General features: G+C 55.0%; 13 protein-coding genes. 5 read left to right on the forward strand and 8 right to left on the reverse strand.

Annotated features, from left to right (window positions below; genetic code table 11):
• Positions 1-28: 28 nt before the first annotated feature.
• The 3 genes from DF283_RS11765 to tsaE form a co-directional block, all read right to left on the reverse strand.
• Entirely contained in the window at positions 29-181 is a 153-nt protein-coding gene (locus tag DF283_RS11765; protein ID WP_303675071.1) for a lmo0937 family membrane protein, read from the reverse strand.
• A 186-nt stretch (positions 182-367) separates the two neighbouring features.
• Complete coding sequence (tsaB, locus tag DF283_RS11770) at positions 368-1030, reverse strand: tRNA (adenosine(37)-N6)-threonylcarbamoyltransferase complex dimerization subunit type 1 TsaB (RefSeq protein ID WP_303675072.1); 663 nt, start codon at positions 1028-1030, stop codon at positions 368-370.
• Positions 1030-1551: a tRNA (adenosine(37)-N6)-threonylcarbamoyltransferase complex ATPase subunit type 1 TsaE gene (gene tsaE / locus DF283_RS11775; RefSeq protein ID WP_303675073.1), complete on the reverse strand. Its 522-nt coding sequence runs from the start codon at positions 1549-1551 to the stop codon at positions 1030-1032. The genes tsaB and tsaE overlap by 1 nt, the downstream gene beginning before the upstream one ends.
• A 243-nt stretch (positions 1552-1794) precedes the next feature.
• Between tsaE and efp the strand changes: the two genes are divergently transcribed.
• The 5 genes from efp to uvrB all read left to right on the forward strand — a co-directional run bounded on the left by efp (position 1795) and on the right by uvrB (position 7642).
• A complete protein-coding gene (gene efp / locus DF283_RS11780) occupies positions 1795-2352 on the forward strand; it encodes an elongation factor P (protein ID WP_303675074.1) in 558 nt (185 codons plus the stop codon).
• 13 nt (positions 2353-2365) lie between these two features.
• Complete coding sequence (gene accB / locus DF283_RS11785) at positions 2366-2869, forward strand: acetyl-CoA carboxylase biotin carboxyl carrier protein (protein WP_303675075.1); 504 nt, start codon at positions 2366-2368, stop codon at positions 2867-2869.
• A gap of 88 nt (positions 2870-2957) precedes the next feature.
• Positions 2958-4304, forward strand: coding sequence for an acetyl-CoA carboxylase biotin carboxylase subunit (gene accC / locus DF283_RS11790; RefSeq protein WP_303675076.1), 1347 nt, complete (start codon positions 2958-2960; stop codon positions 4302-4304).
• A 105-nt stretch (positions 4305-4409) separates the two neighbouring features.
• A complete protein-coding gene (locus tag DF283_RS11795; protein ID WP_303675077.1) occupies positions 4410-5558 on the forward strand; it encodes a DUF5671 domain-containing protein in 1149 nt (382 codons plus the stop codon).
• A gap of 44 nt (positions 5559-5602) precedes the next feature.
• The gene (gene uvrB, locus DF283_RS11800) at positions 5603-7642 is read left to right on the forward strand and encodes an excinuclease ABC subunit UvrB (RefSeq protein ID WP_303675078.1); all 2040 of its coding nucleotides are present in this window, start codon (positions 5603-5605) and stop codon (positions 7640-7642) included.
• Between the two features lie 73 nt (positions 7643-7715).
• Here uvrB and DF283_RS11805 read toward each other — a convergent pair whose 3' ends face one another.
• The 5 genes from DF283_RS11805 to DF283_RS11825 form a co-directional block, all read right to left on the reverse strand.
• Positions 7716-8339 (reverse strand): pseudaminic acid biosynthesis-associated methylase, encoded by a 624-nt coding sequence (locus DF283_RS11805; protein ID WP_303675079.1) that lies wholly within the window; start codon positions 8337-8339, stop codon positions 7716-7718.
• A 203-nt stretch (positions 8340-8542) separates the two neighbouring features.
• Positions 8543-9799 (reverse strand): YibE/F family protein, encoded by a 1257-nt coding sequence (locus DF283_RS11810; protein ID WP_303675080.1) that lies wholly within the window; start codon positions 9797-9799, stop codon positions 8543-8545.
• 61 nt (positions 9800-9860) lie between these two features.
• Positions 9861-10985: a Holliday junction branch migration DNA helicase RuvB gene (gene ruvB, locus DF283_RS11815; protein ID WP_303675081.1), complete on the reverse strand. Its 1125-nt coding sequence runs from the start codon at positions 10983-10985 to the stop codon at positions 9861-9863.
• A 229-nt stretch (positions 10986-11214) separates the two neighbouring features.
• Positions 11215-11529, reverse strand: a complete 315-nt coding sequence (locus tag DF283_RS11820) for a hypothetical protein (RefSeq protein WP_303675082.1) — start codon at positions 11527-11529, stop codon at positions 11215-11217.
• A 214-nt stretch (positions 11530-11743) separates the two neighbouring features.
• Positions 11744-12940: a cysteine desulfurase family protein gene (locus DF283_RS11825; protein WP_303675083.1), complete on the reverse strand. Its 1197-nt coding sequence runs from the start codon at positions 12938-12940 to the stop codon at positions 11744-11746.
• Positions 12941-13027: the final 87 nt, after the last annotated feature.

Raw genomic sequence — 13027 nt, forward strand, 5'->3', positions numbered from 1 at the left:
GCGGGTTTCAGTGTGATTCGCCATCCGTTCAAACGGCGCTTTTGCCGCCCCCAATGACTCGAATCAAAAAGACGGCGATGGCAATAACCAGCAATATATGCAGGAAGCCTCCCATGGTGTAGTTGCTGACCATACCCAAGAGCCAGAGAACCAGTAAAATGGCAAAAATCGTCCACAGCATTCATCGACCCTCACATTCCAGACTGGGGATCTACGAGGGGTTACCCCCAGTCCCACGGGAAGCAACCCGCTTCCTTTGGTAGTGAGGTTCATTCTAGTGACAAAAAAATCTTTTCATAAGCCCCAAAAGTGGGTAGCCAGTCGGCTAGAATGCGCCCCACCGACTATCAGCCTGTTGTCTGGCGGTTCAGGATTTCTTTTTCAGGGTAATGCTGGGTTCCTGGATGTACAGCGGCCGGACCGCAGACCACTCCTGCTCATAGGCAGCGGCTGCCCGGCTCATCAAACGGAGCATGGCGGCCTGAGGGCGCCAGCCTTCGGAAACCGGTTGCGCGGTGCGGCCCAAAAAGTATTCAGTCAGGGTGGGGGAAATGAGGCACTGGGTCCCGGCCTCCGGCAGGGTTGCCGTGTCCAGTTGAACCAGCGTGGGAGGCTGCTGATAGGCGGTGCCCGATGACTGAATATGAAGATGGGCGTGATAAGCCCGACCCCGTAAAGCGTCCAGGTAGACGGCCACAGGCGAGTCGTGCCCAGCGGCCAACAGCTCGAAGGTGTTGAACTGATAAACCGGCACCTGTAAAAACTGGGCCATGGTGCGGGCGGTAATCACCCCCGTGCGAATGCCGGTAAAGCTGCCCGGCCCCTGATTCACGGCCAGAGCGGTTAAATCGTTCACGGTCAATCCGGCGGATGCCAACAGTTCCTGAATGGCCGGAACCAGCATGGCCGAGTGATAGCGATGAGACTCACAGGGCAAACAGTCCTCAAAAAGGATTTCCCCCGCCTGACTCAGCCCCACATGCAGCTGGGCCGTGGTGGTATCCAGATGTAATACCGGGCCGTTAACCATCAGGGGAGCCTTTCAAAACGACGTAACGCTTCAGTCAGAGGGCGATTGGCCGAAAGGGTCACCCGCCGCTGCGCGTGATCCTGCATGTCCGTGGCCTCTGTCTCCGAATCGTTGAAGATCGGCTGAATGGTAATCTGAAGGGTGATCAAGTCTTGCAGGAACGCCCCGTAACAGGCCCACTCCACCAGCAGCAGGGAGCGACCCTCATCCACCATGGCGGTCAGCTCATGAGATAGAGAATCCGCCCGTTCCGGCCCCAGCCGATACAGATCCACATGCGCCACTGGGCCGCAAGCGCTGGCGTATTCGTTCATCAACACAAACGTGGGGCTGCTGACCGACTCCTGCACGCCCAAAACCCGCAACAGATTCTGTGTGAAGGTTGTTTTTCCGGCACCCAAGGGCCCATCCAGGGCCAGGACGTCGCCGGGCTGCAAAAAGGGAGCCAGGGTCTGGCAAAACAGGGCCAGATCCGCCAGGGATGGAATCAGAAATGAGGATTGATGGGGAAGAAGCGCCATATTTTCAGTCTTTGAAAGTGCTATGGATATGGTAACCTTATACCAGTCCGGAATCAAACAGAAACCTGCTTGATTCCACGACTTGAGCCGGGTAACCTAGTAGGTTCTGGCAGGTGCGTGCTATTTTGGTGCCTGTTGGTTCAGCGGGAAAGCCGTTTGGGAATACCTCCCCCTGACCTCCGGCGTTACCCAGCGACCGGCTCCCCAAAAAACTTATCAGTGAATAGGGAATAAAGACTGACAATGATTTCCAGTAACGACTTTAAAACCGGGTTAACCATTATCGTCGATGGTAACCTGTGGCAGATTGTGGAATTTTTGCACGTAAAACCGGGTAAAGGCGCTGCCTTTGTGCGCAGCAAGCTCAGAAACGTGGAAACGGGGCAGGTACTGGAAAAAACCTTCCGGGCAGGCGAGAAAGTTGACACCGCCCACCTGGAAAAGAACGAAATGCAGTTTTTGTTCACCGATGGTGAAGAATACACCTTCATGAACACCTCCACCTTTGATCAGGTGGCCATTCCCAAGGCCGCTATTGGCGACGGCGTGAAGTACCTGAAAGAGCAAATGAACGTACACGTGCTGTTCCACGGCACCAAGATTATTGGCGTGGACATTCCGTCTCACGTGGAATTAAAGGTGGTCGATACCCCACCGGCGGAAAAAGGCAACACCGCCCAGGGTGGCACCAAGCCAGCTACCCTGGAAACCGGTGCTGTGGTCAACGTTCCCTTTTTCGTGGAGATTGGAACCACCATCCGGGTGGATACACGCGACAACAAATATCTGGATCGGGTATAGGTGACAGTACATTATGGACATTAATACCGAAAAAATTAGAGAGTTAGCCGATTTAGCCCTGGAAAAAAAGCTGGCCGAGCTGATTGTGGCCGATGGCGACAAAAGTGTGACCATCAAGCTGCCGGGTTACAACATCCAGCCCATGCTGCACCAGCCAGCTCCCCAGCCGGTGGTTTACACCCCGCCTGCACCTCAGCCTATGGCCGAATTGCCAGCGGTTTCTACCCACACGGTGGCCACCGAAGCCAGTAAACCCACCCCCGCTGCGGATGACAAGCTGATTAAAATTACCGCCCCGATGGTGGGGACCTTTTATGCCGCACCCTCTCCGGACTCCCCGCCATTTGTGGCCGTGGGTCAAGCCTTGTCCAAAGGGCAAACCGTTTGCATCATTGAAGCCATGAAGATGATGAACGAACTGGAATCGGAAGTCTCCGGCAAAGTGGCTCGCATCATGGTAGAGAACGGGCAGCCCGTCGAGTTTGGACAGGTGCTGTTGCTGGTAGAGCCCGCCTAGCCACTGGCCAGTGTAACGGATCAATTCCCGGTGTCTGTTCGTCTTTACTTGTACATCATTAGCAAAGCGATTAAAGGAAACGTACCGCATGTTCAACAAGGTGCTCGTTGCCAATCGGGGCGAAATTGCGCTTCGCATTATCCGTGCCTGTCATGAACTGGGCATCAAGACCGTTGCCGTATACTCTCAGGCTGATGAAGACAGTTTACACGTGCAGTTGGCCGATGAGGCCTATTGTGTGGGCCCCGCTCAATCCGCCAAAAGTTACCTGAACGTGCCCAACATTATGAGCGTGGCCCTGATGTCCGGGGCGGATGCCATTCACCCCGGCTACGGCTTTTTGGCCGAAAATGCCGCCTTTGCCGAAATTTGCGCCGATCACCAGATCAAGTTCATTGGCCCCTCGGCTCACATGATTCGCATTATGGGCGACAAGGCCACCGCCAAGAAAACCATGGCCGACGTGGGCGTGCCGGTGGTACCCGGTCTGGATGGCACCATTGCCGATGCTGAACTGGTGAAGGGCTGGGCCAAGCACGCCGGTTATCCCATCATCATTAAAGCCACCGCAGGCGGCGGCGGTAAGGGCATGCGTCTGGTGAAAAGCGAAGAAGAGGTGGAGACCCAGCTGGAAATGGCCCGGGCGGAAGCCAAAGCCGCTTTTGGCAACGATGAGGTCTACATCGAGAAGTTTGTCATCAACCCACGCCACGTGGAGTTTCAGGTACTGGCCGATCAATACGGCAACGTGGTGCATCTGGGTGAACGGGATTGTTCCATCCAGCGCCGCCATCAAAAACTGCTGGAAGAAGGCCCCAGTCCGGTGGTAACGCCCGAAATCCGGGAAAAGGTGGGGAACATCATCCTCAAGGCCATCCGCAAGATTGGCTATGAGGGGGTGGGCACCATCGAGCTGCTCTGTGACAGCGACTTGAACTTCTACTTTATGGAAATGAACACCCGCATTCAGGTGGAGCATCCGGTGACCGAGATGATTACCGGCATCGACCTGCTGAAAGAACAGATTCGGGTGGCGGCGGGCGAACCGCTGCGCTTTACCCAGGATGATGTGGTACTGCGGGGCCATGCCATTGAGTGCCGCATTAACGCCGAAGATCCGGACAAGAACTTTATGCCCTGCCCCGGCCCCATTGATGGCTACGTGGCCCCCGGTGGTCCCGGTGTGCGGGTAGATAGCCATGTTTACCCCGGCTACAAAATCCCGCCGTACTATGATTCTCTGGTGTCCAAGCTGATTGTGTGGGGCGCTGATCGGGAAGAGGCCATTGCCCGCATGAAACGCGCCCTGAACGAATACGCGGTGACCGGCATTAAAACCACCATTCCTTTCCACATTAAACTGATGGATAACCCGCATTTTATTGATGGTAAGGAAGTGTACACCGACTTTATCGCCCGGCACGCCCTGGCCTAACCCACCAAATCCAATTCATAATCCCACCTTGCTTTATATTGCTATAATCAGGGTGGGATTTTTGACAGGTGTATTGAATGTCATTCCAAGTATTTGCGAGGGTTCATGTCGTTAGAGCTGAGACAGTATATTAAAGAGGCCTTGGCCAAGGGTGCCTCCAAAGAACAGATTGCGGAAACGCTGACCCAATCAGGTTGGGCCTTGGGTATTGTTCAAAAAACGCTGGAGCAATTTACGGGCGTTGACCCCTTGGGCGTGCCCATTCCTGCCGCGCGTTTGCAGGCGCACCAAATTGCTCGCGATTTTTTTGTTTATTTATTGACCTTTGTGACCCTCAATTTAATTGCCTTTGCCTTTGGCGCTTTGTGTTTTGAATTAATTGAACACTGGTTCCCCGATGTGAATACAGTTTATTATTCGTCAAGAATTGGGAGTCGCAGTTTTCAGTGGGGGCTGGCGCAATTAATCGTGGTGGTTCCTGTCTTTTTCTTTTTGGAGCGCTTTACCCAGCAAGCACTGGAACGTTACCCCGAAAAACGAGAGTCCTTTATCCGAAAATTCCTAATCTACCTCATTCTGGGAATGACCGTTCTGGTGGCGTTGTCTGATTTGATTTTTGCGGTGAACTCCTTTCTGGAAGGCGAATTGACCGTTCGCTTTGCGGCCCAGGCCGGGGTTATTCTGGGAATCGCTTCACTGATTTTTTCCTATTACTTTCTGGAAATGCAGCGCGATGATCGTATGGTAAAAGGACGGAAAGAAATCAGCGCAACATCGGACGGCACTGACGATCCAAGCCGGGAGCGGAAATACGCGGGCCAACGCTACCTGGGATGGCTTGGTTTAATTTTAATTTTGGCAACCATTGCCACGACTTTTTTCATCACTGGAAGTCCCCACACCCAACGGCTCAGGCGGCTGGATAACATACGCGCAGAAAATTTAGAGACGTTGAAGTCGACTATCGAAATGAAATACAAGGAAGAAGGAAACCTTCCCAAAACCCTGGCGGAGGTACCAAATGCCAAAACCTTGTCCTCTGATCCTTCACTGGGATTGACGTACGACTATCAAAAAACAGGCCCGGACACTTTTCAGTTGTGCAGCACTTTTGATACCGACACCACCAATGACAAGTCTAATCAGAGGTTTTACAACCATCCCAAGGGTAATTATTGTTTTCACTTGGTTTACAAGCACTCCAAACTGGACAAGGACAACGCCGGGCAGTTTGAATTCCAGAGCCACCCATAAAAAGTACTTGCCAAAGCAGGCTGGCACGGGGATGATCAGGGACTATGAGTAAACCATTTTCCCTCACCGCCAATTACCAGCCTTCGGGTGACCAGCCGCAGGCCATTGATCTGCTGTGCCAGGGCTTGAATGAGGGCCTTGAGGCCCAGACTTTGCTGGGCGTCACCGGCTCCGGGAAAACCTTTACCATGGCCAATGTCATCCAGCGGGTGCAGCGCCCCACGCTGGTTATTTCTCACAACAAGACCTTGGCTGCCCAGCTCTATAACGAGCTGCGAGAATTTTTCCCGGACAATGCCGTGGAATACTTCATTAGTTACTACGACTACTACCAGCCGGAAGCCTACATTCCCCGCACGGATACCTACATTGAGAAAACCGCCAGCATCAACGAGGAAATTGACCGCTTGCGGCACTCCACCACCCGAAGTTTGTTTGAGCGCCGGGACGTGATCGTGGTCTCCAGCGTCAGCTGCATTTACGGCTTGGGCTTGCCGGACAACTACTTCAAAGCGGCCATTCGCCTGCAGGTGGGGGGAGAAACGGATCGGGACGAACTGCTGATGACCCTGATTCGTAACCAGTACCAGCGTAACGATTTAGACCTGAAACGGGCGCATTTTAGAGCCCGTGGCGATATTATCGAAATTCACCCGGCTCACGAGGAAGTGATTATTCGACTGGAACTGTTTGGCGATGAGCTGGAGCGCATCAGCATGGTGGACCCGGAAACGGGCGAAGTGCTGGAGATGCCGGAAGAAGTGGTCATTTACCCCGCCATTCACTACGTGGCCAACCGGGATGACGTGGAGCGGGCCACCCGACAAATCCAGTTTGAGCTGGATGAACGCCTGCGGGAACTGTATGACATGGGCAAAATGCTGGAGGCCCAACGGCTGGAACAGCGCACCATCCGGGATCTGGAAATGATTCGGGAAGTGGGTTACTGCAACGGCATTGAGAATTACAGTCGTATATTTGAGGATCGCCCGCCCGGCACACCGCCCAAAACCCTGCTGGACTACTTTTCCGATGATTTTCTGCTGATCATCGATGAATCGCACGTGACTGTGCCGCAGTTGCGGGGCATGTACCACGGGGATCGGGCCCGCAAGGAAACCCTGGTGGATTATGGCTTTCGGCTGCCTTGTGCCAAGGACAACCGCCCCCTGATGTTTGAGGAATTTTGGGAGCGGGTGGGTCAGCGCATCTACGTGTCAGCCACCCCGGCCCAGTATGAAGTGCGGGAGTCCCGTCAAATCGCCCAGCAAATCATTCGTCCCACCGGCCTGCTGGATCCCATCGTGGAAGTGCGACCCACGGCCAATCAGGTGGACAACTTGCTGGAAGAAATTCAAGCCCGGGTGGCCCGCAATGAGCGGGTGCTGATTACCACCCTGACCAAGCGCATGGCCGAGGATTTAACCGAGTATTTTGAAACGCTTAGCGTGAAAGTGCGGTACCTGCACAGTGAGATTAAGCCCATTGAGCGTATGGAGATCATCCGGGATTTGCGACTGGGGGATTTTGACGTGCTGATTGGGGTCAACCTGCTGCGGGAAGGTCTGGACTTGCCGGAAGTCACCCTGGTGGTGATTATGGATGCCGATAAGGAAGGCTTTTTGCGCTCGGAGTCCAGCTTGATCCAGACCATCGGCCGGGCCGCTCGAAACGCGGCGGGCATGGTGATCTTGTACGCCGACAAAGTTACCGAAAGCATGCAAAAAGCCATGGACGAGACGGCTCGACGTCGGGACTTGCAAATGGCCTACAACAAGCGCAACGGCATTACGCCCAAAACCATCCAGAAGGCCATCGGCTACGGCTTACTGGATATGATTGGCAGCATGGGCGGGGATGAAGAGGTCAGTGGCGATGGGCGTCACGGGGGGCGCAAGGGGAGTCGTAAACCGCAGCCAGCCGCTGCCGAGGCCATTCCGGCGCAGGATTTACCGGCTTTGATTGCTGAGTTGGAGCTGGAGATGAAGGCCGCCGCCCGCATGCTGGAGTTCGAGAAAGCGGCCCGCCTGCGGGATCAGATGGTGGCCTTTAAAAAAGCGCTGGAAAATCAGGGTGTTTCCTAAAATTTGGTAGCACGCTAAACGTGTTGTGAGGGGACACGTTGTCAATTTTAAATTTTCGGCTGAATTTTCAGGCTTAAACTTTCTCGAACAGCCACCAGGTGGTGTTGTCCCAAGTGGGTTCCACCCGCTGCCACAAAAAGCCGTAATCCACCAATTTCACTTGTCCGGCGTTGGCATCCCAGAACTCACCGCCAAAATCCCGCTTGAACAGTTTGCCGTCATGCCCACGGTAGGACAATTCCACGGGACTGGGGTTGTAGTACTCGTTGATCAGGACATAGCGGTTGGAGAGGGCCAGCATCTTCTGATACACAGCCGTCAAGTCATCGGGGTTCAGGTGAATAAGCACGCCACAGGTGTAGACCAAATCGAAGGTGCGATTGGGGTTAAAGGATTGAATGGCCCCTTGAAAGCCTTCCAGCCCCGGGTGGGATTGCAGTTCTTTCAAGGCATTGGGGTTCAACTCCAGACCCGTCAATTGAACATTGGGGGCCACAGACTGAATGGCCAGCAGGTTATGCCCCTTGTTGGCTCCCAACTCACAGACGCTTTGAATGCCAGGGGCTTGATTCAAAATATTCCTGAAAAACTTGGCCCGCTGTTCCGGCTGAATGGCGTTACGGACGGTGTATTCGCTGCCAAACTCTCCGGCCCAAAATTGCTCCTGCTCTGACGGTACCCGTGTAGACTCAACCATCGCTCATATCCTTATCGCTCATATTCTTAAAAATTATTGGCTTAAACTGTGCTTTCAATGCTTTGCTGAGAACCCTTTGACCCTCAGTCTGCGGCCCTCAATCTTCCACTGCGTTCAAATATTCTGCTGAATGAACGATCACAAGGGGCCTTACAGGCTTCATTATAGCAAGTCCAGCATCCACACCAAGGGGCATTCATCGCTTACGCGGCGTCCGTGGCCGGTGCATCCGCCAAAAGCCAGGCTGCGATCAAGGCGGTTAACGGCACCGTCAGTATCAGAGTCAGGGCTCCGGCAAAGGCAAAGGTCATCATGGAAGCAGTGCTTTCCAGATTGACGAACTGGGCGGTGGGCGTACCCTGCATTTGCAAGAGGATGGGCATAAACAGGCCCAAAAACAGCAGGCCCAAACAGGAGATCAACGGCCCCATCAAGCGCCGTCCCCGCAACATGACAATGCCAAAGCGTTTCTGAAAACTCACCGGTTCACTCTCCTTGCGGTTTTGGGCCAGCGTCCAGCACAGGTAGAACAGAAATCCCTGATAGGCAAAGAGCATTCCGGCCATGAAAAAGGCCCAGTAATCCATTTGGGGGGATCGATACCACAAGCTGGCCAACAGCTCACTGGAATAACCGCTCAACGGGGTGATTTCTCCCATAGCCCACAAAATGGCGGCCAGTATCAATAAGCCCCCGGTGGTGCCCAGCATCACCACGCATTGCTCCCGGCTAAACGCCTTTTGACCGGGTTGCTGATAAATAAACGTGGCCAGGATGGTGAACATGCCGCACATCAGGAAGATCCACCAAGGGCTATGCTCCCCGGCCAACACCGCCGGAAAGAGCGCTTTATAGCACCCAATGAGCATTAAAGTCACCAATAGAGCATGCTTGGCCACTTCCACACCACCCAGCAATAAAATGGCCATGATGGTGAGAGTCATCAAAATCATCAGGGCGGGTGTTCGGTTGTGATTGGCGATGTTGAAATGCCACTGGCCGGTCTTGACCTCTTTTTCGGCCTGAAGCAGGACTTGAGCCCCTGGTTTCAGGCGAATGTTGTAAAACGGATTTTCTCCCAGCACGTTTTCCACCTGAATAATGTCACTTTGCAGGCCCAGGGTTTTGAGACTCCCTTCCAGCCGAATGGTAACCCGTTGCAGCGCTTCCTGAGACTCAGCCATCGGTCGCCCCAGTGGCTTTGATGCATGGCTTTGAGACGCGGGCTCTACCTTGAGTACCAGACCGTAAACCTGACCTTCGGTTGGGCCAGCCGCCTTGGGCGGGGCGGGCGACTCGGGCGACGGCTGGGCCGCCTTGACCGGAGACAACCGCAGTACGGCTTTGGCAAGGACACGGTTATCCCCGGATAGCACCATCCAGCCCAGCACCAGACAACCGAGAACGAGGCTGCCCTTCAGGCCAACGGCCCACCATTTTTTGATTTTTACTCCCGGCACGTGATCTCACCCTCCTGTATTCCAGCACGCAGGCCGGATTGATTTCCACGCCGCCAAAGGTCTAGGGCGACTCCAGCTCCAACCGGGCCTGCTCGGCAAACCCGGCAGGCACACGGTACCCCAGATGCCGGTAGGCATTGCCTGTCACCGTCCGCCCTCGGGGGGTTCGGTTGATTAGCCCGGTCTGTAGCAGGTAGGGCTCATAGACATCCTCCAAAGTGCGGGGATCTTCCCCCAGCGTGGAGGCCAAGGTGTCCAACCCTACTGGCCCGCCGGAAAAATTTTCGATGATCAGCTTCAACAGTTGTCGATCGGTGGGGTCCAGTCCAATCGGATCAATGTCAAACAAATCCAGAGCCTCATGGGCAATGGGCTGGTTGATCACGGTTTCCCCGGCTTTTTTAACGGCCATAAAATCCCGCACCCGGCGTAGTAAGCGGTTGGCAATGCGCGGCGTCCCCCGGGAGCGGCTGGCAATGGCCAAGGCCCCGTCCGGGCTGGCCTCAATACTCAAAATGCGGGCCGAGCGCAGCACGATCTCCGACAATTCCTGCTCGCTGTAAAAGTTGAGGCGATAAATCAGGCCAAAGCGATCCCGCAAGGGGCCGGATAGAGAGCCCGCCTTGGTGGTGGCCCCAATCAGGGTGAAGCGGGGCAAGGGCACCCGCAGGATTTTAGTCCCTTCTCCCTTACCAATGGTGCGATCCAGGGCGAAATCCTCCATGGCCGGGTACAGAATCTCCTCAGCCACTTTGTTTAACCGATGAATCTCATCGATAAACAAGACACTGCCCGGCTTCATGCTCATCAGAATGCCTAAAATGTCCCGAGGCCGCTCCAGAGCCGGGGCGGAGGTGATATGGATTTCCGCGCCCATTTCCTGGGCAATGACCATGGCCAGCGTGGTTTTTCCCAGTCCGGGCGGACCATACAGCAACAGGTGATCCAGCGCCTCCTCACGGCTTTTGGCCGCATCCAGCCCGATTTGGATGCTGTCCTTCAGGGCGGATTGCCCAATGTAATCGCCCAGGGTTTTGGGCCGAATGGTGCTTTCCAGCCGGTGGTCGTAAGCCGTTTCGGTGTCCTTCAGCAAACCGGGACGCTCTCCCAAAGGCGCCTTGTCCCCCAAGGCCTGACGAACGGCAGCCTGCACCTGCTCGGCAGAGACGGTTCCGCTGCCAGACATTTTGTCGCCCGCTTTGTCCGGCTTTTTAGATGAGGAATTGGATGAAAACTGAATGGTCACAGTGGCGCTTTCGGGGGCTGAGGGCGATTTTTGCCGAAAGAGTCAGGTTCGACGGGTTCTTTCGGCTGGTTCTTGCTGGTTATTATTGTACCACCCGGTACCAAGACCCGGCGCTAAAACCCGGCGACTTCAATTGCTTTGGCCAGCGTTTGCAGGGTAAGGCCCGGGCTTATGAGCGGCCTTTCCCACGGTCACTTTTTTCAAGCAACCTGTTTTCAAGCAAACTGCGGCTCATGCCAGCGGGCAGCCCCAGACCGGATTGGGCCTTTTCCATCCACCGCACATGCTCTTCTCGCGGGGTAAAGGCCTTTTTCAGTCGATCCAGCCAGGACGCTTTGACCGAGGGCGTCGTTTCTGTCGTGGGCGAGGGCTGATATTGCATTTTGAACACAGGGGCCCGTTCCGCCCCTCCCGACCTGGCGGACAAAGGCTGCCAGACGGTCAACCGGGATATAGAACTCCCTGAAAAATTCACAGAACGCATCACAAAAGTCCCCTTCTATCTTGCATATTAATCTCTTGCTTGAATATTGATCTCTTGAATGTGAACAACAAACGATGAACCCGAACCAAACCGATACCCCAAAGCGGTGAGGCGGCTGGGAAACCCGATTTTTCCCAATCATTCAAACCCAAAGAATTCAAATCAAGATGAAGGCACTATATATCAAAAAGCCCCCATTGCCAAATCGCACCCTTCAGGCTTTTGTGGGGCCTTTTCCCGCCCGGCAGAGGCGCTGGTAAACGGTGGGCAGGATCTCCACCACCCGCTTAATATCCTGCAAAGCGCTGCCACGCCCCAGCGAAAAGCGCACCGTCCCTTTGGCCAGACTGTCAGATTTTCCCAGCGCCTTCACAATCCGGGAGGGTTCAATCACCGCGCTGTGGCAGGCCGATCCACTGGAGACGGCGATGCCCTTTAAGTCCAGATGCAGCACCATGGCCTCTCCTTCCACCCCGGGAAAGGAGAAATGCACATTGCCGGGCACCCGGGCATGCAGATCCTCCGGGCCATTCAGCATCGCCTCGGGAACGGTTGTTCGGATGGCCTCGATCAGGCCTTTTTGCAAAGCCCTCAGGTGTGGTAAATCGTCGGTCATGCGTGCCTGAGTAATTTCCAGCGCTTTGGCCAGTCCCACAATAGCCGCCAAATTTTCCGTGCCGGAGCGCACATCACCTTCCTGCCCGCCCCCCCGGATCTGGGCCGCCGGTAACGGGGCCCCGTCTCGCACAAACAAAGCGCCAACCCCCTTGGGGCCATAGAGTTTATGCCCGGACAAACTGAGGTAATCCACCGGCAAGGTCGATAAGTCCAAGGGCAGTTTGCCCACCGTTTGCACCGCATCCACGTGCAGCAAGACTTTTTGGAACTTGGGTTGAGCGTTCAGGGCTGCCCCAATGGCCTGAATATCCTGAAGGGTGCCAATCTCATTGTTCCCGTGAATGATGGACACCAGCACCGTCTCGGGCCGTAGGGCCTCTATCACCGACTCCACCGACACAAAGCCCTGCGCGTCCACCGGCAGCCAGGTCACATCCCAGCCGTGGGCTTCCAGCCAGTGGCAAGGCGCTTGCACCGCGGCATGTTCAATTTGGGTGGTAATAATGTGCCGTCCCTGCGCCAGCGCTTCCGTCACCCCCATCAGGGCCAGATTATTGGCCTCAGTGGCCCCGCTGGTAAAAATAATTTCCGAAGGCTGGCAAGTCAGGGCCTTGGATACACTCTCTCTTGCCTGCTGCAAGGCCTTTCGGGCTTCACGTCCCCAAAAGTGCAAACTGGAGGGATTGCCAAACTGACCTTGCAAAAAAGGCAGCATGGCCTCCAGCACCGCAGGGTCCACCGGGGTGGTGGCGGCGTGATCCAGATAAATGCGAGCGGGCTGGGTGTTATTCATAAGACTGCGTGCAGGCGGCTTTGTGGACGGTTTCAAAAATGGTTTGAACGGGCCAAATTGTGCTATCGTTTTGATTATAGGCAAATC

Origin of the sequence: Vampirovibrio chlorellavorus, from assembly GCF_003149375.1 — a bacterium.
GTDB classification, from domain to species: Bacteria; Cyanobacteriota; Vampirovibrionia; order Vampirovibrionales; family Vampirovibrionaceae; genus Vampirovibrio; species Vampirovibrio chlorellavorus_B.